The sequence below is a fragment of the Vibrio sp. Vb0937 genome (assembly GCF_033338855.1).
This window is the reverse complement of the sequence record NZ_JAWOTK010000040.1, coordinates 1-18,954: the sequence shown is the minus strand read 5'-3', so window position 1 is coordinate 18,954 and position 18,954 is coordinate 1. Positions and strand designations below refer to the sequence as shown.

General features: G+C 46.3%; 17 protein-coding genes. 8 read left to right on the top strand and 9 right to left on the bottom strand.

Annotated elements, in window-relative coordinates; genetic code table 11:
* A partial coding sequence (locus R7P67_RS22045; protein WP_318086063.1) for a Cof-type HAD-IIB family hydrolase occupies positions 1 to 750 on the top strand: 750 nt, incomplete at its 5' end.
* 50 nt (positions 751 to 800) lie between these two features.
* On the opposite strand, the gene R7P67_RS22040 is transcribed toward R7P67_RS22045, so the two are convergent.
* Positions 801 to 1,271, bottom strand: coding sequence for an EVE domain-containing protein (locus tag R7P67_RS22040; protein WP_005378735.1), 471 nt, complete (start codon positions 1,269 to 1,271; stop codon positions 801 to 803).
* A gap of 47 nt (positions 1,272 to 1,318) precedes the next feature.
* On the opposite strand from R7P67_RS22040, the gene R7P67_RS22035 reads away from it, so the two are divergent.
* Positions 1,319 to 2,869: a COG3650 family protein gene (locus tag R7P67_RS22035; protein WP_213916224.1), complete on the top strand. Its 1,551-nt coding sequence runs from the start codon at positions 1,319 to 1,321 to the stop codon at positions 2,867 to 2,869.
* Entirely contained in the window at positions 2,869 to 3,465 is a 597-nt protein-coding gene (locus R7P67_RS22030; RefSeq protein ID WP_042523926.1) for a tRNA-uridine aminocarboxypropyltransferase, read from the top strand. Before R7P67_RS22035 ends, R7P67_RS22030 begins: the two co-directional genes overlap by 1 nt.
* A gap of 83 nt (positions 3,466 to 3,548) precedes the next feature.
* Here R7P67_RS22030 and R7P67_RS22025 read toward each other — a convergent pair whose 3' ends face one another.
* From R7P67_RS22025 to lptM, 7 genes are all read right to left on the bottom strand, one after another.
* A complete protein-coding gene (locus R7P67_RS22025; RefSeq protein ID WP_262654162.1) occupies positions 3,549 to 6,035 on the bottom strand; it encodes an EAL domain-containing protein in 2,487 nt (828 codons plus the stop codon).
* 138 nt (positions 6,036 to 6,173) lie between these two features.
* The gene (yigB, locus tag R7P67_RS22020; protein ID WP_053304478.1) at positions 6,174 to 6,890 is read right to left on the bottom strand and encodes a 5-amino-6-(5-phospho-D-ribitylamino)uracil phosphatase YigB; all 717 of its coding nucleotides are present in this window, start codon (positions 6,888 to 6,890) and stop codon (positions 6,174 to 6,176) included.
* A gap of 8 nt (positions 6,891 to 6,898) precedes the next feature.
* Entirely contained in the window at positions 6,899 to 7,831 is a 933-nt protein-coding gene (xerC, locus tag R7P67_RS22015) for a tyrosine recombinase XerC (protein ID WP_005378742.1), read from the bottom strand.
* Positions 7,797 to 8,528 (bottom strand): DUF484 family protein, encoded by a 732-nt coding sequence (locus R7P67_RS22010; RefSeq protein ID WP_005383398.1) that lies wholly within the window; start codon positions 8,526 to 8,528, stop codon positions 7,797 to 7,799. Before R7P67_RS22010 ends, xerC begins: the two co-directional genes overlap by 35 nt.
* Positions 8,522 to 9,352, bottom strand: a complete 831-nt coding sequence (gene dapF / locus R7P67_RS22005) for a diaminopimelate epimerase (RefSeq protein ID WP_005378744.1) — start codon at positions 9,350 to 9,352, stop codon at positions 8,522 to 8,524. The genes R7P67_RS22010 and dapF overlap by 7 nt, the downstream gene beginning before the upstream one ends.
* Before the next feature lie 10 nt (positions 9,353 to 9,362).
* Positions 9,363 to 10,616: a diaminopimelate decarboxylase gene (gene lysA / locus R7P67_RS22000; RefSeq protein ID WP_005378745.1), complete on the bottom strand. Its 1,254-nt coding sequence runs from the start codon at positions 10,614 to 10,616 to the stop codon at positions 9,363 to 9,365.
* A gap of 61 nt (positions 10,617 to 10,677) precedes the next feature.
* Entirely contained in the window at positions 10,678 to 10,794 is a 117-nt protein-coding gene (lptM, locus tag R7P67_RS26805) for an LPS translocon maturation chaperone LptM (protein ID WP_005378746.1), read from the bottom strand.
* Positions 10,795 to 10,868: 74 nt separating this feature from the next.
* Here lptM and cyaY point away from each other — a divergent pair, with 74 nt between their 5' ends.
* On the top strand, positions 10,869 to 11,183 hold the full coding sequence (gene cyaY, locus R7P67_RS21990; protein WP_005383391.1) for an iron donor protein CyaY: 315 nt from the start codon (positions 10,869 to 10,871) through the stop codon (positions 11,181 to 11,183).
* A gap of 69 nt (positions 11,184 to 11,252) precedes the next feature.
* On the opposite strand, the gene R7P67_RS21985 is transcribed toward cyaY, so the two are convergent.
* The gene (locus R7P67_RS21985) at positions 11,253 to 13,781 is read right to left on the bottom strand and encodes a class I adenylate cyclase (protein WP_053350817.1); all 2,529 of its coding nucleotides are present in this window, start codon (positions 13,779 to 13,781) and stop codon (positions 11,253 to 11,255) included.
* A gap of 346 nt (positions 13,782 to 14,127) precedes the next feature.
* Here R7P67_RS21985 and hemC point away from each other — a divergent pair, with 346 nt between their 5' ends.
* The 4 genes from hemC to R7P67_RS21965 are packed head-to-tail and all read left to right on the top strand — an operon-like array spanning position 14,128 to position 18,204.
* The gene (gene hemC, locus R7P67_RS21980) at positions 14,128 to 15,066 is read left to right on the top strand and encodes a hydroxymethylbilane synthase (protein ID WP_262654160.1); all 939 of its coding nucleotides are present in this window, start codon (positions 14,128 to 14,130) and stop codon (positions 15,064 to 15,066) included.
* A gap of 2 nt (positions 15,067 to 15,068) precedes the next feature.
* Positions 15,069 to 15,797 (top strand): uroporphyrinogen-III synthase, encoded by a 729-nt coding sequence (locus R7P67_RS21975; protein ID WP_062730807.1) that lies wholly within the window; start codon positions 15,069 to 15,071, stop codon positions 15,795 to 15,797.
* A 17-nt stretch (positions 15,798 to 15,814) separates the two neighbouring features.
* Entirely contained in the window at positions 15,815 to 17,023 is a 1,209-nt protein-coding gene (locus tag R7P67_RS21970) for a uroporphyrinogen-III C-methyltransferase (protein ID WP_318086062.1), read from the top strand.
* Positions 17,023 to 18,204 (top strand): heme biosynthesis protein HemY, encoded by a 1,182-nt coding sequence (locus tag R7P67_RS21965; protein WP_042523916.1) that lies wholly within the window; start codon positions 17,023 to 17,025, stop codon positions 18,202 to 18,204. The genes R7P67_RS21970 and R7P67_RS21965 overlap by 1 nt, the downstream gene beginning before the upstream one ends.
* Positions 18,205 to 18,954 lie beyond the last annotated feature (750 nt).

Here is an 18,954-nt window from a genome sequence, read left to right as displayed (position 1 = left end):
AACCATCAGCTCAGTGCTTACTCAAAAGAGACGCTAAAAGCGCTGCATGAAAAGGGTTATACCTTTGTCTTTGCAACCGGCCGTCACCACGTAGACGTTGCGAGCATCCGTCGCCAAGTTGGCATTCCAGCTTATATGATCACGTCGAATGGTGCCCGAGTGCATGACCAGGAAGATCAGCTAATGTACAGCGAGAATGTCCCTGCGGAACTGGTACAAGGCGTGATCGACACGATCAAACATGATCAAGAAATACTTATTCACATGTATCAAAATGATAGCTGGTTGATGAACAAGGATGATGAAACGTTACGTGACTTCCACGATGAATTCACTTACGTCTTATTTGATGAAGACCACGCCCCAACTGACGGTATTGCGAAAGTTTTCTTCACGCATCCAGGAGAAGACCACGAACGTTTGGTCGTATTTGAAAACAAACTACGTGAGCAGTTTGGTGATAAGCTGAACATCGCATTTTCAACGCCTTGGTGTTTGGAAGTAATGAGCGCTGGCGTGTCTAAAGGTCATGCTCTTGAAGCGGTAGCGAAAAAACTCGACCTCACGTTAGAAAACTGCGTAGCATTTGGTGATGGCATGAATGACGTAGAAATGCTGTCGATGGCAGGTAAAGGGCTAGTTATGGGTACATCACACGAAAAAGTGATGAAAGCTCTACCAAATAATGAAGTAATTGGCAGCAATGCAGAAGATGCGGTTGCACACTACTTACAAGAACACTTGCTGTAAGCTTCAATACTCCAAATAATGAAGGGCTGCACATTCGCAGCCCTTCTCTTTTATCGCTGACTTGGCAGCTTCTCTTTGCCAAGAATCGCGTCCCATTCTTCTTCTGTCACGGGCATAATCGACAAGCGATTTCCACGTTTCACCAACGGCATGTTCTCAAGTTCTGGCATCGCTTTCATCACCGACAACGGAATCACTCGCGCCGTTTTACGTACAAACTCTACATCCACCATAATCCAACGCGGGTTGTCTGGGTCTGACTTTGGATCGTAATAATCGCTTTCGGGATCGAATTGGAAATGATCGGGATAGGCTTCTCTCACAACTTTAGCAATACCTGCCACGCCAACATGTTTACAAGAAGAGTGGTAAATCAGGACTAAATCGCCCACCTTCACTTGGTCACGCATCATATTGCGCGCCTGATAATTACGAACTCCCTCCCAACATGAAACCTTTTGGGTTCGAAGCGTGTCAATAGAAAAGGTATCTGGTTCAGTTTTAAATAACCAATATGCCATAATGCCATCCGATGCCGATTGAGTAACAATAATGAGGAAGATATAACATGAAGGCTTTGAAAAACCCAGTGGCGCTTGCCACCCTGCTGGTTCTGCAAGCATGTAGTTCACAGTCGCCACAATCTGGTGCCGCTGACCTAACCTCTCCACCAGCAACCTTAGATAAGCCTGAAACCATTCAACCTCAAACTTTTATGCTGCGCGGAAAAGTGATCGTCGGTCACGAGAGCCAATACATCATGCCTTGTGGCAGCGACAAGCAATATTGGTTGCAACTATCACCACAGCAAATGCAACGAGCAATTCAGTTAAATAACGAGCCTTACCAGACTATGTATGGCGAGGTTATCGGCCACCTCAACCCACCGGGCATCGATGGGTTTTCTGCTGATTTCGATGCTAACTTTGTCGTGGAACAAGTGAACTTCCTCACAACGGAAAACCCAAACCGTTGTCAGCAACCAAACAAACCAACTCGCGTGTTTGGTAATGAGCCTTCTTGGTCGGCAAGCTTTGAGGCTAATGGACTAACATTCCAGCAAATCGGCAAACAAACCACAAAATTAGCGATTAACAGCAGTCAGCTTCAACCTCGCCAGCGCACTTATCAACTGCAAGGTGGTGAGCTTCGCTTAACAGAAAACCTCTGCTCAGACACAATGAGCGATTCTTTGTATGGCTGGAAAGCAACACTAAAACATGATGGCGAGACGTATCAAGGTTGTGGTATGGCTGCAAACGTCGATGCAACGCTTGGCTGGGCTAATACCTATGTCGCGACCTCAACCCAATCACAAGGCTTTGAAGTACAAATGACCTTAAACCCAGACCACAGCGCCACAACAAAATATCGTTACGCCAATGGACAAGCACCATTAATCGAGCGTGGTTACTGGCAACAGTTAAGTCCGTCTCAGGTTCAAGTAGTCATGACGCATCATCAACAGCAAAGGCTAATGTCAGAGCGACTGTTTACTCGAGAAGGCAATCAGCTCAAAGCGACCAAAGAAAAAGTCGGTAACTTAGTATACCCAATCGCCGATGGTGGTTTAGTCCTTTATCCTGCCACCGTTCGTGATGAAGGCATCATGCAACCAGCCGAAAAACGCACCAACAACCCCATCGGTAGTGCTGACGTCCCTTCTAGTGCAGAGTTTGATTCAAAAGTAGATGCCGCGGTGCGCAACTACTTCTTTATCCATCAAACCACCCCCAACAATAACCAATACCGTTGGCTAACTTACGACCTCAACAGCGATGGTAACGAAGAGCTATTGGTACAGTTGGATTGGTGTGGTTCCGGAGGCTGTACATTGCTGATATTTGAACATCACGAAAAGGAATGGCGATTTAATAGCCGCATTACACTAGTGCAAAGCCCGATTATGCTCGGCCAACAAACCTCTCATGGTTGGCGAGATCTGATTTTTAATGTCAGCGGTGGCGGAGCTAAAGCGGCTCAACACGTGATGCAATACACTGGGGTTAGCTACCCACTCAACCCAAGCATGGCGCCAACGGCAACGCCGAACCAAGTCAGTGGTGTGCGTCTGTTCTCTGATGGGATAAGCCCGGTGCGCGAAGGAGTTCGTCTGTAATGTCACAACCGTGTCCAACCTGCGGTTTTCAATTCAATTGTATGTGCTCGCTAATGCCGAAACTTACCAGTGAGCACAACATCCTGCTGTTAATGCATCCGAATGAACTGAAGCGTGATACTAATACCGGCCAGCTACTAGAGCAGTGCCAACTCAACATTGAGCGAGTAATCTGGGATCGCAAACAGCCACCAGCAGAATTGCTCACTCTATTAGCTGATCCGTCGCGGTATCCGGTGTTGCTCTTCCCCTGTGAAGAAAGTATCACACTCGAACATGTGGTACTCCAAAGCCAGCAACAAACCAAAACTCCGCTGTTTATTATTTTAGATGCCACCTGGCAAGAGGCGCGCAAGATGATCAATAAGAGCCGTTGGTTAGAAGGTATCCCTACTATGGGATTGTCTGCGTCGGCGGACTCACAATATCAGCTGCGACGCAACCAACAACAAGGTAATTTGTGTACGTTTGAAGTCGCTGCACATTTGCTCGGGCAACTTGGAGAACAAAACAACCAACAACAAATGCAGCGCTTTTTTGCCCATTACCTCGCTCTGTTCCAAGCTGAAAAGAGTGGACACGCTCTTAAGCGTTAACCATTAAGCTCAGTAGAAGAACCAAACAAAAAACGCAGCCTACGCTGCGTTTTTTACGACAAGAAGTTTCACGTGAAACATCATTAAAACAGTCGAGTCGGCTTGCCAAGATAGTAACCCTGCAAATAGTCCACCCCCATGTCTTGTGCAATGGTACACACCTCCTGATTGTGGACGAACTCCGCCACCGTCTCCGCGTTAAACACCTGGCACAAACGCACCAACTGGGAAGCGATCTTGCGCTGTTTTAAGTCTTTATCAATATCACGAATCAAGCTGCCATCGAGCTTTATGACTTCTGGCTCCAACTTTAGGATTTCATCGATATTCGAATAGCCGGACCCAAAGTCATCAACAATGATACGCGCCCCTAAGCTTCTAAAATGACTGCACACTTCTATCATTCGGCCATAGTCTTTGATCTGCTCAGATTCCAGCACTTCTAAACCAATTCGCCTTGGGTCATTTAGCTGGCTAATTTCATGCTCTAAAAGTATTAAAGTTTTATCACTGAGCAAATCTTGCGGCGATAAGTTTATAGAAAAGTCACCTTGCTTATCTCGCATGTAATGCAACGTAGAATGAATCATGTGCCGACTTAGTCGAGTGTAAAGATGCGTATCAGAGATAATTGGCAGAAAACGCCCTGGCGCAATCACCGTTCCATCGGCTTCCAGAATACGAACCAAACATTCTTGGCTTGCCAATTTGTGGCTACCAGCATGCACAATGGGTTGGCTATAAGTGATGATGTTCTGTTTGAGAATGGCTCTACTGACGCAACTTAGCCATCCAAGTTGCTCTTTACGCACATCCTCACTGACTTCAATATCTTTCGCATTACAGATATGGGTATTACTGCGTACACCGGAGCGCCTCGCTTCGATGCCTTTGAGTAAGAGCTCATCTACTGAAGCGGATGGAAAATCTCGACGACTCACTAAGCCGCCGCATAGCGAGATAGAAAGATAATCTATTTCACGTAGGCCAATTGGCTCAAAATTAGTTTGTTCTACCGCGTCAGCAAAACGCGCAAAGTGCTGTTTGATGGTCTCGCTGCTTTGATCAGCTTTAAATATGAACGCCCATTCACCAACCCCAATACTATAAAGCTGCAAAGCCGTTGGCATGCCGAAACGCTTTCGTAGTCGATTCGTAAAGTGCATTGAGAGATCTTTGAGTAATTGATCTCCCACTCGGTAGCCGTATTTTTCGTTGATATGACTAAAGTTAAGTAGCTTTAGAGTCAACAAATGCTCATCCAAATCAATGTTACTCAGCCGCTCTTGCAATGCGACCCGGTTTTGTAATCCCGTGCGACTGTCGCGTCGATAGCTTTCTTGTAACTTGCGCGTTTGGCGATCGAGTTGATACCCCATATGCGCGTTCATATGGTTGAGATCGCCGATCGCATTTCGAATCAAGCTAAACAGCGGTGAAATAGAGGAGCTAACGGGCGACTTAGGCAAGTTCAATGTTTGCACTTCGTCTCCCTCTCGCATCGCTAAATAAGTCAGGCTGTGATGAAGAATTTCGGGCTGACCAATACCACCATGCAGTTCCCCCATACAGTAACTACCAAACGTCGTCGCAATATCTTTGAAGGCTTGGACTTCGTCGCTGCTGTCAATAAAGTCTAACCGTGACGCGCAGTTAAAAATCATCACGACTTCAGGTTGGTGCATGGCTAACTCAACCACACCATGCCGCACTTGCTCGAGCGTTAACGAGGGATGGTTATAGCAAAATTGCACTTCGTCACCAAGACACCAGGGCCTGTCGAAGCTCATACTGCCATCAGCGTGTAGCTCCGTTACCGTACAAACTTCCTTTCGCCCTAAGCTTTCTCGATATAAAGGAAAGCTGAGCAGTTGACTCAGCGTCACGTCATGGCCATCCGCCAAGTAACGCTTGTATACGTCCAGTGCTTTCTTCTCACCTAAACAATACAAGCGCGTTCCTTTTGCATGAGTGACTTTGTGTGGCATGCCAATCGGGTTCCATTCCGAATACGCATCAGTCCATAGCTTCAAAGTATCACTGTGCAAAGCTACGGCAACCACAGCGTTATCGTAAACTCGGTTTTGATATAGCACCCAGCAGCCATCGTCAATACTCTGCGCCAACCCTCCAGAAATCACTACTTCTTCACTGGCGAAGGTTTGAAACAAGGGATAGTCACGTCGTTCAATTTGCACAGCAAAGCTGAGGATCACCTGTGAATTATGCTGCATTAGAAGAGAGCGCTTGAGCTCCCCGCCATCAATGTCAGGGGAGTAAGAGTATGTTTGTACCGCAGAAGTCAGCGTGGTTTGCTCAAATTCAATCACACTCACTAGGCAACCAGAGGTAAATATCTCCCCTTCCAGAATCACATTACGCGTACTATGCCCCATAACATGAGCATTCGGCAGCGACGACAAAACGGCGTCTGCAAGTGTGGTCGTAATTTCGCGCGATTGCGTCGACAATATTTGTACTAAATATTGTTTATCTGAGGAAGTCGGAAAAGTGACTAAAAAGTCATTCAGTTGACTGACATCGTGAACCAGTTTTGAAAAAGCTCGCATGGACCTACCACTGCCGTAACACTATCTTCACCACGACGTGTGGCGTTACTATTTTTATTTAATAGAGAATAATTTACGTGGCTTTGCGCTGCTTTTCTAGACACAAAATGAGATTAGAATGGATTAATGCGAAAGCAATTAAAAAAGTGTGAGTAACGGCTGCAAACTATTGATTTCAATATCAGGTAAAGTACGTGTTTTTGAATGGTTAATGACATTTTTATTCATATCATTAAACCAACAGGCTGCAAAACCAGCCAACTTTGCACCATGCACATCCGTGGTTAGATGATCACCAACATGCAGAATATTCTCCGCAGGGGTATCCAAGAATCGCTTCGCTTTAGTAAACATATCGGTTGCGGGTTTCGCCAATCCATCTGGTCCTGCTTTAAGTACCTGTTGGAAATAAGGCGTAAGACCGATGCGGTCTAAATCCACATTACCGTTGGTGATTGCCACCAACGGGATGTGCTGCGCGAGTTTCTCCAGTACATCGAGGCTTTGCTGCGGCACTTCAAAACGGTTACGCCAGTCCAACGCAACGTCTACTGCGGCTTTCGCGGCGGCATGTGCTGCGTCTTCGTCGTAGCCTACTTGGGAGAAAGCTTGCTGAAGTTGCACTAAACGCCATAAAGTGACATCGCTCTTCAGCTCGGGTTGTTGCTGCACAACTCGCTGTTTGAGAGCAAACCAATCCGCTTTGTTCATATGAGCAACCGCTGGATGATGGTGCTTGAGCCAAGATAGCAACTCACGCTCCATGCGAACGATCACAGGATAGTTGTCATAGAGGGTATCATCTAGGTCAAAGGTCATTGCCTTAATAGGCTCGATACGGCGATAAAATTTCATACTTCGGCTCACTCCCCGTTCTTTTTGCGTGCGCGTGGGTGGGCTTGGTCGTAGGCTTGCGCCAAATGTTGGAAATCCAAGTGCGTGTAGATTTGGGTCGTCGAAATGTTCTCGTGCCCTAAAAGCTCCTGCACCGCACGTAAGTTATTGCTTGATTCGAGCATATGTGTCGCAAATGAGTGACGCAATTTATGCGGACTAATATGGCTTGCGACAGACTGTTTCTGCCCCCATTCAGCCATGCGCTTTTGCACGCTACGATGCGAAATACGCGTTCCGAGCTTAGATACAAACAAGGCGGGCTCACCTGGAGCGGCTAAATCACCACGAACGCGTAACCACTTCCCGACCCACTCGGTTGCCATCCCAGAGAACGGCACTTTACGTTCTTTATCGCCTTTACCAATAACACGAAGCTCACCACTACGCAGTTGTACATCACGTACATCCACACCCACCAACTCAGCCAAACGTAAACCGGCGCCGTACATCAGCTCCATCATGGCACGATCGCGCACAGCCAACGGGTCGTCCTCGTTGACTTCAAGTAATTGGCTCACTTCGTCAACATCGAGGTTTTTGGGCAACGGGCGTTTTTTGCGAGGTGCTGAAACCCCTTTGGCTGGGTTAGCCGACATCTCGCCACGCAGAATAAGGAAATCGAAAAAGCTACGCAGCGATGAGAGTCGCGTTGCCAAACTGCTGGCTTTCATGCCTTCTCGCATGCCCTTACCTGCTAATTGGCGCACCCAACCAGCATCCACTTGAGACCAATCTTTGAGTCCCATTTCAGCTAAGTGCTGCGCCATTGTTTCTAGCTGCTGTTTGTAATTGCGCTGAGTATGTAGGCTAAGCCCCTTTTCGCTTCGTAAGAATTCATAGAAGCGCTCAAGAGGCTTTTGCAGACTATTTGGCAGAGGAGTGTTGGGAGTTGTCGTCATCGTAACTTTGCCATACCAGTGTTTGAGCGAGATGTGCCACTACTAATGATAGGTGACGCAAAAACAAGGTATCCATATCTGGCTGAAAATGGCCGCCATCTTCACTAGAAAAAGCAAGCACGCCCAGTGTTTGCTGTTTCACGAGCGGCAGTACCACATAGGACCCCATTTCCGGCACTTCCATGTTGCCAAACAAAGCTTCACGATCTACTTTGCGAAGACGTCCTAAGTACGCATCTTTGCCATTTAAGTGAGTGGTCGCAAAGCGTTGATAACTTTCCTTACTCAATTGAATCGATGCGTCGCATTGACTAAACAATCGAACAAACGCACGTAAGCCCAGCGCCTTGGCTTTCTCTTCGATAGAATGAATGACTTGTTTAAAGTCACCACACTTTAGAATCTGCCCCTGCAAATCCATAAATTCGTAAAAGGTGCGATCATTGTTCGCCGCAAGCGACATTAGTGTAGTGATCTCTTCCTCTAACTCTTCAATGCGCTGACGTTGGCGATTCATTTGGATGTGTACCAAAGATACCGCGCCTAAGTCTGAGTGTGGGAAAGATAAACGATCCACAAGCTCCGGACGTTGCACAAAAAAGTCTGGATGATCTTTGAGGTACTCGGCCACTACTTCAGCCGTTAAGGCATCTGCTTCTACTTGAGACAAACCGTTTCCTTTTTCTTCAACTAGCAAGATAATTGACCATCAAATACATGCGTTGTAGGTCCGGTCATAAACAACGGCTTGCCAGGACCTTGCCATGCAATTCGCAATTCACCACCAGGTAGAGAAACCTTAACGTTTTCATCCAACAAGCCCTGCAGAATCCCAACCGCGACTGCCGCGCATGCACCACTACCACAAGCTTGTGTCTCTCCTGCGCCTCGCTCATAAACTCGAAGACGAATATGGTCACGACTCATCACCTGCATAAAGCCAGCGTTGACGCGCTCTGGGAAACGCTCATGCGACTCAAGCAGCGGACCGAGAGTTTCCACTTCTGCCGTATCCACATCGTCGACCACGGTCACTACGTGCGGGTTACCCATGCTCACAGCACCACAAAACAAGGTATTGTCGCCTGCTCGCATGATGTAAGTTTTCTCTTTTTGCTTCGCTTTGAAAGGAATTTTGTTCGGTTCAAACTCTGGCACGCCCATGTTGACCGTCACTTCCCCATCATCTTCGATGTTGAGAATCATCTTTCCTTTCTTGGTGCTCACGCTGATGCTGTATTTATTGGTCAGCCCCTTCAAGCGAACAAAGCGGGCAAAACAGCGTGCACCGTTACCACACTGTTCAACTTCACTACCATCGGCATTAAAAATCCGATAATGGAAGTCGGTTTCAGGGTCGTAAGGGGCCTCTACCACAAGCAATTGGTCAAAACCAACGCCAGTATGACGATCCGCCAAGCGGCGGATCAGGTCTTGCGAGAAAAACACGTTCTGGGTAATACAGTCGACGACCATGAAGTCGTTGCCCAAACCGTGCATTTTGGAAAAGTGGAAATGCATTTGTTGTGTGTTACTCCGGTAGAATCTGTTCCAGCTGCCACAAACTGGTCAGCTCCTCACGCTGGCGAACTAAGTGGCTTTGTTTACCGTCCACCATCACTTCTGCCGCTCGGGTACGAGTATTGTAGTTCGAAGACATCACAAAACCATAGGCACCTGCTGAACGAACCGCGAGTAGATCACCTTCTTGCAAAACGAGTGCGCGATCTTTACCCAAGAAGTCGCCGGTTTCACAAATAGGACCAACCAAGTCGTAAGTCTGTGCTTCACCCTTTCGCGGTGAAACTGGCACAATATCTTGCCATGCTTGGTATAGCGCAGGACGCATCAAGTCGTTCATTGCAGCGTCGATAATCGCAAAGTTTTTATGCTCAGTATGTTTTAAAAACTCAACACGCGTTAGCAAGATACCTGCGTTCGCAGCAATTGCACGGCCTGGCTCAAAGATCAGCTCCAAGTCTTGGTGATTTTCAAGACGGCCTAGTAACGCTTTGGCGTAATCAGAAGGCTGAGGTGGTAATTCATCACGATAGACCACACCCAAACCGCCACCGACATCAAGATGGCGAATGTTAATGCCTTGCGCTTTTAAATCATCAATCAGAGCTAATAAACGGTCTGTCGCGTCGATAAATGGGTCTATATTGGTCAGCTGAGAACCAATGTGGCAGTCGATACCTTGCACATTCAAGTTAGGCAGGCTTTGCGCGAATTTATAAACATCTGGCGCACGATCAAACGCAATGCCGAATTTATTGTCGCGAAGACCAGTCGAAATGTAAGGGTGTGTTTTCGCGTCGACATCTGGATTGATACGCAGAGAAATTGGCGCAATCACACCAAGCTCACCCGCAACCTTGTTCAAACGTTCTAGCTCTGGCTCAGATTCAACGTTGAAACATTTGATACCTAGCTCAAGAGCGCGCTTCATCTCTGCCGGTGTTTTACCAACACCAGAGAAAACGACTTTTTTCGGATCACCGCCTGCGGCAATCACACGCTCAAGTTCACCACCCGACACGATGTCAAAACCCGATCCCAAACGCGCTAGCGTGTTCAATACGCCTAAGTTTGAGTTGGCTTTCACCGCGTAGCAAACCAGGTGAGGATGCTGACCCACAGCACTATCAAACGCCTTCCAATGGCGCTCTAGCGTGGCTCGAGAATATACGTAAAGAGGAGTGCCATATTGCTCTGCAAGAGCTTGAAGTGGGACGTCTTCGGCCCAAAGCTGGCCATCATCCTGATAGTTGAAGTAATCCAAAATTCGCTTCCCTTATTTTATTCGACTGCTGAACCCTAATTTCACCCTAAGGTGCGGTTATTTATTGTGATTGCTCATTCTGTTGAGTGTCATCTGGAATGTATAGTGAGCCAGACTGACCACACCCCGCTAAGGTCGCGGCAACCATCACAAACAACACAGTAACTAATTTTTTCATTTCGCATATCGTGATTATTGAATCAATGCCCCCTATAATCGCACCACACTCAGGAAAAGCAATAGGATAGACGGATGAACGATACTGAATTTCATCAACTGGTGGATGCGCAGATGCAAATCATCGAAGAATCCATCGATGATTCAGGCGCAGACATTGATTACGAAGTCACTGGCAACGTAATGACATTGGAATTTGAAGACCGCAGCCAAATCATCATTAATCGCCAAGAGCCGATGCATGAGATCTGGCTAGCGTCCAAATCTGGTGGTTTCCACTTCAAACTTATTGAAGGTAAATGGACCTGCTCAAAAACGGGTATGGAGCTATTTGAAATGGTGAAGCAAGAATGTGAAAAGCACGCGGGCGAAGCCATTGATTGGGCATAATTCTGGTCAATCGTCACCAAAACAAAAAGAGCACCGAAGTGCTCTTTTTGTTTATTGATACGGGTTTAATTACGCGTTCACAGTTTTGGTCGGGCGACTCGGTGAACAACCGTCATTACGGTAAGGAATGATATACGCATTCCCCTCTTCAGGGTGAATAATTTGATAGTACTGAGGCAGGTTAAAGTTAATAAACTTCGACGCGACGCGACTATCGTCTTTTACCGACGTGTAGAAGCTGTTTACAGACGAAATCATTTCATCTTTGGAGCCACTAAATTGGTGATACACTTCTACTTGATTTGACTCATCCAACACATAAATATTGAAGCCATCCTCGTTATCTTCAAAGAAGAACTGCACCAGACCTTCACTGGCAAACCCATCCACCGCTTCCGGCATTTGATATTCTTGCTCACGATCGAGCATTAACAGCGGCGAGCCTTTGAGCTTGTTAGTAGAAATGCTGCGGTAGAAATCGATGGAATTTTCTAGCTTCTGCACCGACACACCACGACGTTCAAAGAACAACCCATAAGTCTGGTTACCAAGACGCATCGCTTTAAAGCGGCGGCGTTTCTCTTGCTCTACTGGTTTCAAGCGTAAGTCGATACATTCAGCTAAAAGCTGGTAAACCATATTACGCATCACACCACGCATGTTCTTCGCATAGCAGAACACATCCACTGATTCTGGTGGCAACGCATCTTGGTGCATTTTGCCCAAAATGGTTTTCAGTGCATCCAGCATCGCCGTTTCCCCTTTGAAATGCAGCGTACGCACTTCATGCCAAGAGTTACGGTAAACAAGGTCAACACTGCCGACTAAATTTTTATGTTCTGGACCAAAGCTAAAAATATCGGTGTTCTTAACATCCACTTTCAACGAACGACCAGAAAGTTCAGACGTCGGATCATTTTCAAAGTTGATGAACATCGCAAGCTGGCTTATTTCACAAGGACTCGCTAGCGCCTGCATAGATGGACGACGCTTACGCAACGCAAAAGTATTTCGTAAGTCACTCACCATTTGGTAAAACTTATCAATATCTAGCTGCGCTTCACGTACCACGGCATGTAAACGAGTCGATTCAGTGATCAAGCCATTGAAGAATGCCCAAGCAACCAACTTACTCAAGTATTCATGATGCTCTAGATATGGTTGCCCCAAAATGCGGTGCGCAATAAGCGGTTGTTTATAGAGGTACCAACCAGACTTGTTTACCCCCCCTTTTTTCACTTCGATAAAGCTCAAGTCAGGCTCGTGCAGATCAGGTGAAATCTGTGGGTTTAGTAACGTTACTTTGCCCGGCAATACTTCAAAAGCAGCGTAGAGTTTACGGGCCAAAATACTGATGTCTTGCGGACTGATAGCAGAAGTGATGTCGTTACGACGCGCAAATTGAATCAAGTTACGGTAGCTTTGCATCAACGCATCCAGCAATGCATGATGTACCACCTTCACTTGTTCAACCTTCCAATTACGGCGGTCATCGAGCTCTGCAACGACACTGGCATCCCAATTCCATTTTGCAATCATATCGCTCAGCGCTTCACGACGCCAAGCTACTGAGCCAACATTCGGCTCACGAGATAGTTTTTCATGGGTTTTGAGATAGAAACAGCGACGCACTAAATCCAAACGTGTATCGTCTTGAATTCGCTCTAAGTAACGGGTTACTTTTTCCAACATTAAGTAGTACGCATCCATGCCATAGAGATCAGGCTCATGGGCAAAGAAACGACGTTTAGTGTCGATGCTTAACAATTGAGTATGCGGGTATTCCCACGAGTAAGCTTCTAGCAAGATGGCTTTTAATACCGATTTGTAGGGAGAGTCGATGCTTTTGTATAACTGCCACAAGTTCGAGCCGAAGTATTCTTCAGCAGGAATGCAGTTCAATTTACCAAAGTCGATCCATTCACTACAGTCGATGTAACCATCACTGCAAAGTTGAGAAACGTACTCGTCGTAACACTCTTCCATTTCTGGCGGCACGATTTGCCATAACAAACGCTGTCCGGCAATACGCACCGCACTACGATAGAATTCATCTAGCAAAAGTAAGTGCTGAGATGAACCACAGTTATCACCTGTCATCTCCTCAGAATGATTGCTTCTAAAGCGCTCTTTATCCATTAAGAAAAAGTTCGCTTCCACGCCTTTGCTTTGTGCCCAATCCGTGATGAGTAGGCATTTATTGGTCAATAACTCGCGTTCGTCACAATCCATCTCTGGAGAAATACACACCCAAATATCCAAATCACTGGAAGTACTTTGACCAATCGAGGAGGTACTGCCCATGGTGTACAAACCCAATATAGCGGGCTTTTCTACCGTCTTGAGCGGCTGACCAATGGCAAGTTGAATATCATCTATGAATTGTTGCTGAATGCTATTTAGTTCAAGCCCATGCACACCAAACGGGACATCGGCATCATAATAGCCAGGAATTACAGGATGGTTGTAGTTCAACAAGGCAGGAATCAAATGGAAGACTTGCTGGCTTTGCGAATCCATAAGCGCCAGCGCGCGATCAACTCGCTGCTGATTCAAATTATCTAGTCGCTGGATGATTTTTTGGGTGTAAGCCTGCAAGGGGAATTCCTTGGTTGAACAATCACGAAAATCTGCTGACGTTTTAAACCAAAACGGCTTAAAAACGTGATCAATTTAACACTTTTATTGGTGCGGGTAAAGCTTCACGCCCGCGTATCACTCTGGATACAAAACCATACTTTAGTCACAAAATTAATCGCGCGGTAGTGTCGCTCTTATTACCTATTACTAATAATAGTCCTTAGTCTAATTGAGAATCCAGTCACACTATTTTCATAACGTCATGTAATTCCATTCATAGCCTTCAGAGATAACGAACTAACAGTAAGCATTTCTTGATGAGAATGGTAGGATAAACCCAAATCCAAACAGCATTGAGAAGATCATGACACAATCCACACCGATTCGCATTGCAACTCGAAAAAGCCCTCTTGCTTTATGGCAAGCTTACTTTGTTAAAGACGCCCTTCAAGCCGCTCACCCTGGCTTGGAAGTCGAGTTAGTAACCATGGTGACCAAAGGTGACGTGATTTTAGATACACCACTAGCAAAAGTTGGCGGCAAAGGCTTGTTCGTAAAAGAGCTTGAAGTCGCGATGCTAGAAGGACGTGCAGACCTCGCCGTTCACTCAATGAAAGACGTACCCGTCGATTTCCCAGAAGGCCTTGGCCTCGTGACCATTTGTGAGCGTGAAGATCCTCGTGATGCCTTCGTCTCTAATACCTATAGCCACATTGATGATCTCCCTCAAGGTGCCGTGGTTGGTACTTGCAGTTTGCGCCGTCAATGCCAACTGAAAGAATATCGTCCGGACATCATCATCAAAGAGCTTCGCGGTAATGTGGGCACTCGCCTTGGTAAGTTAGATGCGGGTGAGTATGATGCAATCATTCTTGCTGCGGCTGGCCTCAAACGATTGAAGCTTGAAGAGCGCATTCGTAGCTTTATCGAACCAGAGCAATCACTACCAGCGGTAGGCCAAGGTGCTGTCGGTATTGAGTGCCGCCTTGACGATGAAAGACTGCTTAAGCTGCTTGAGCCACTTAACCACCAAGACACCGTAGACCGCGTTTTGTGTGAGCGCGCAATGAATCTGACCCTAGAAGGCGGCTGTCAGGTACCGATCGGCAGCTATGCCCTACTAGACGGCGACAACATTTGGTTACGCGCATTAGTTGGCGAACCAGATGGCAGCGAAATTGTTCGTGGTGAAATTCGTGGCCATCGTAAAGATGGCGAAGCATTAGGAGTGCAGCTAGCCAATGAGCTGCTAGATAACGGCGCTCGTGAAATCCTAACTAAGCTGTACGCAGATAACGAATAACCATGGCAGTGTTGGTCACTCGGCCGGGAGAGCAAGGCAACGCGCTTTGCTCTCTGCTCGAAAGGCACGGCATTTCCGCATATCACCATCCTCTGATCGACATTGTCGCCGATCTCACGGACACGCACCTCTCTAAACATCTACATCAAGCTCAAATTGTTATCGCTGTTAGTCGACATGCAGTGCAATGTGCACAGCAAATCTTAGCCAGCAACGGGATGTCATGGCCGAAACAAGCTATTTACCTTGCCGTTGGTCAAAAAACAGCACACTATTTAAGCAAATGTACCCAACAGAAAGTACACTATCCCCAAGTCAGTGATAGTGAACACTTATTGCGACTGCCAGAGCTCAACAATGTGGCACAACAACAAGTTCTTATCCTTCGTGGTAACGGCGGAAGAGAACTGATCAAAGATGCATTGGTGAGACGTGGCGCAAAAGTTCACTATAGTGAGACTTACAAGAGAGAATTCATCCCATTCGATCCAGTAAGCTGTGTCTCACTATGGAAAAACCTACAAATTAACCAGATTGTTGTCACCAGTGGTGAACAACTGGATTATTTGTGCAGCCAATTGACGTCGGAGCAATTGACTTGGCTTAATCAACAAGAGTTGTATATCCCCAGTCAGCGTATCGCTGACATCGCAATTCAAAGGGGGTTCACTCGCGTGAGATGCACGGGAAGCGCATCCAACCAAGAATTACTGGCGGCTCTCCAGCCCTAGCTACACAGGATATAGGCATGACAAGTAAAAATAACGACCAAAAAAATAACGATAAAAACCTTTCCGAAGAAACCTCATCGGCACCGCTAATCGAAAAAACCACATCGCAGCAGGATGCGAACCTTAAAAAAGAGCAACCACAAGCGGCCGAGCCCCCAAAAACAGCAGAACCAAAAGTCGAGTTTGAAGAAAAACAAGGCAAACGCGGTGTCAAACTAGGCACGGTCGCTATCATCTTATCGATTATTTTTGGCGGTGGCCTCGCGTACAAGCTGCATCAACAGCAAGCCGATTACCAAGCGCAGATCGCCCAACTAAAAAGTCAGCTAGAAAGCACTCAAGCTTCCATGAAGCAAGAGCTCAGCCGGGTACAAGAAGAAACCATCGAGAAAGCAACAACCGTGACACACAAAGCGGAAGTGGTACTTGGACAGCAACAGAAGAGCATTGAAAGCTTACAGCTCGCCGTTGCCGATGTGAAAGGTCGTCGACCAAACGACTGGCTATTGGCGGAAGCCGATTACCTCGTCAAATTAGCCGGCCGTAAATTGTTCTTAGAGCACGATGTAGAAAGCGCGACTCAACTGATGGAAAGTGCAGACCAACGCATTGCAGCGCTGAATGACCCTAGTCTCGTCAAACTACGTAAAGCAATGGCAAACGATATCACCAAACTTCGCACTATCCCGCTAATTGACCGTGATGGATTGGTATTACGCTTAACTGCCCTGCAACAGCAAGTAGACAAGCTCCCTCTCGCCAATGCACTGCTACCTGAAGCTGAAGCCGTAGAAAACACTGAAGTGTCTGAAGATATCGCAAACTGGCAAGATAACTTAATGACCTCTTTGAAGGACTTTTCGGAAAACTTCATTACCTTCCGCACGCGCGATGGTAACGTCATTCCACTGCTTTCTCCTGAGCAACACTTTTACCTGAAAGAAAACATCAAAGCCAAATTGGAAACGGCAATAAAAGCGGTGTACCAAGAACAAGGTGAAATTTACACCACATCTCTAAAAACAGCCGACAAATGGGCATTAGCTTTCTTCAACCAAGACGATAATTCCGTTAAAGAGTTCAACAAAACGGTTAACCTGCTAAGTCAGCAAAATATTCAAGTGGAATACCCAACAAAACTGCAAAGTCAGTCTCAACTATCAGATGTCATCCGTGAACGCCTACGTCGTGAAGTCACAACGATGACAGGCATGGAGGATAAGTAATGTTTCGTCTTATTTTCCTATTTGTTGTACTAGGCGCAGGACTATTTGTTGGCACCCAGTTTTCTGGTCAGCAAGGCTATGTACTCATCTCCATTGCCGAGAAAACGATCGAGATGAGCGTAACGACATTAGTGGTTTTCGTTATCGCTGCACTCGCAGGTCTTTTTCTGCTTGAGTACCTGATTAAGAAGTTAGTTTATGCTAGTTCTACAACATGGAACTACTTCAGTGTTCGCAAAATGCGCCATTCCCGCCGATACACCAATGAAGGCATTATTAAACTGCTAGAAGGTGACTGGAAAGGTGCTGAGAAGAAAGTAACTCGCTGGGCAAATCATCACGATATGCCGCTGCTTTGCTACTTGGTTGCGTCTGAAGCCGCACAAGGCCAAGGTGATAAAGCAAAACGAGATCACTATCTAGAGCTAGCGAGCCAACAAGAGAACGCCCATCTCGCAGTAGAACTGACTCGAGCGAAACAATTTATCCGCGACAACGAGTTCGAGTCCGCTTTCGATACCTTGCAATCGTTAAAAAGTCAGTATGCGAGTAACTCTATTGTATTGAACTTGCTGAAAACAACGTACATGCAGCTAAAGTTGTGGCAACCTCTTATTGACCTCTTGCCACAACTAACCAAAGCAAAACTCATCACGGAAGAAGAACATGCAGAGCTGATTCAAAAGGCGCAGTGCGGCTTACTCCATGAAGTAGCGCAACAACAAGGTAGCGAAGGGCTTATCTCTCATTGGAATAGTCTCTCACGTAAAGTGAAACAAGACACACACCTCGTTGCCTGTTTTGCTCGAGAACTCATCACACGAAAAGCTGATGCAGAAGCCTTTACCGTGCTAAAAGAAGCATTAAAAAAACAACCTGCCCCAGAGCTTTATCAACTACTGCCAGATCTAAATCTGCCAGATACCCACCCTGTCGTGGTCTTCTTAGAGGGAGTAGTGAAGAAAGAACCGGATAACGCCGCTGCCCATAGCGCATTAGCGCACTTCTATTTCCGTCAAGAGAAGTGGCAAGAAGCCCAGGATCACTTTGAGATCGCCTTAAAGCTTCGCTCTGACGTCTCTGACTATGCATTCCTAGCAGACACACTAGAGAAGCAAAATCTAACCAAAGCTGCTCACGAAGTCTCTCGTAAAGCTCTCACGCTCGTCCAGAATGACTAACTTAAGATGACCTAACTAAGCCGACAGCTTACCTGTCGGCTTTTTTATTGCCTGCTATTAACCCTTTAGTCCTTACATCAATATGTTTATCAAATTCATTGGTTCCCAAGTAATTTCCAACTTCCTAGCAACTCACTATCGCTTCACTTTCACTCTTCTCTTTTGACTACTCTGATCCTGTCATTCCAGCAGAATCCAAAACAATTTTAAAAGATGCAGGAATACGTAACTTTAGCCTGTTGATGTATGGTTTTAAGACGTAGCTAGATTTAGGCAATAGAGCACACGCATCGCTCGACTGAGCAAAACAAAAAGACACATCAGTGAAACAGTGGCTATTTGAGTATGCTTATTTGTTCGGTCTATCCAGTAAAAGGGGCTAGAGAAGCAATGGTAGTGCTTTAAGAGAACGATAAGGCAATAGATGGTTCAACACCTTAACAAAGCATCTCCAACAACCTTATCGGGACAGCATGCAGTGATGAGGATGAACAGCTTTAGAGGCAACTGCACTTCTTAGCAAAAATCAAAACGTCACAACCAATACCGATACCAATATTACTTTGTCGAAAAGTAGATCGCATATGGAATTGATTTTTGGCAAGCATAGATAGAGTAATAAAGATGTGCGGAAATGAAAAAAGCCTCGCTATTTCTAGCGAGGCTTCTTAATAGTGGCGGAGAGATAGGGATTTGAACCCTAGATACGCTATTAACGTATGCCGGTTTTCAAGACCGGTGCTTTCAACC

Coding starts and splice junctions, on each gene's coding strand:
- R7P67_RS22040 (WP_005378735.1), bottom strand. CDS start 1,271: ATGGCATATTGGTTATTTAAAACTGAACCAGATACCTTTTCTATTGAC.
- R7P67_RS22035 (WP_213916224.1), top strand. CDS start 1,319: ATGAAGGCTTTGAAAAACCCAGTGGCGCTTGCCACCCTGCTGGTTCTG.
- R7P67_RS22030 (WP_042523926.1), top strand. CDS start 2,869: ATGTCACAACCGTGTCCAACCTGCGGTTTTCAATTCAATTGTATGTGC.
- R7P67_RS22025 (WP_262654162.1), bottom strand. CDS start 6,035: ATGCGAGCTTTTTCAAAACTGGTTCACGATGTCAGTCAACTGAATGAC.
- yigB (WP_053304478.1), bottom strand. CDS start 6,890: ATGAAATTTTATCGCCGTATCGAGCCTATTAAGGCAATGACCTTTGAC.
- xerC (WP_005378742.1), bottom strand. CDS start 7,831: ATGACGACAACTCCCAACACTCCTCTGCCAAATAGTCTGCAAAAGCCT.
- dapF (WP_005378744.1), bottom strand. CDS start 9,352: ATGCATTTCCACTTTTCCAAAATGCACGGTTTGGGCAACGACTTCATG.
- lptM (WP_005378746.1), bottom strand. CDS start 10,794: ATGAAAAAATTAGTTACTGTGTTGTTTGTGATGGTTGCCGCGACCTTA.
- cyaY (WP_005383391.1), top strand. CDS start 10,869: ATGAACGATACTGAATTTCATCAACTGGTGGATGCGCAGATGCAAATC.
- hemC (WP_262654160.1), top strand. CDS start 14,128: ATGACACAATCCACACCGATTCGCATTGCAACTCGAAAAAGCCCTCTT.
- R7P67_RS21975 (WP_062730807.1), top strand. CDS start 15,069: ATGGCAGTGTTGGTCACTCGGCCGGGAGAGCAAGGCAACGCGCTTTGC.
- R7P67_RS21970 (WP_318086062.1), top strand. CDS start 15,815: ATGACAAGTAAAAATAACGACCAAAAAAATAACGATAAAAACCTTTCC.
- R7P67_RS21965 (WP_042523916.1), top strand. CDS start 17,023: ATGTTTCGTCTTATTTTCCTATTTGTTGTACTAGGCGCAGGACTATTT.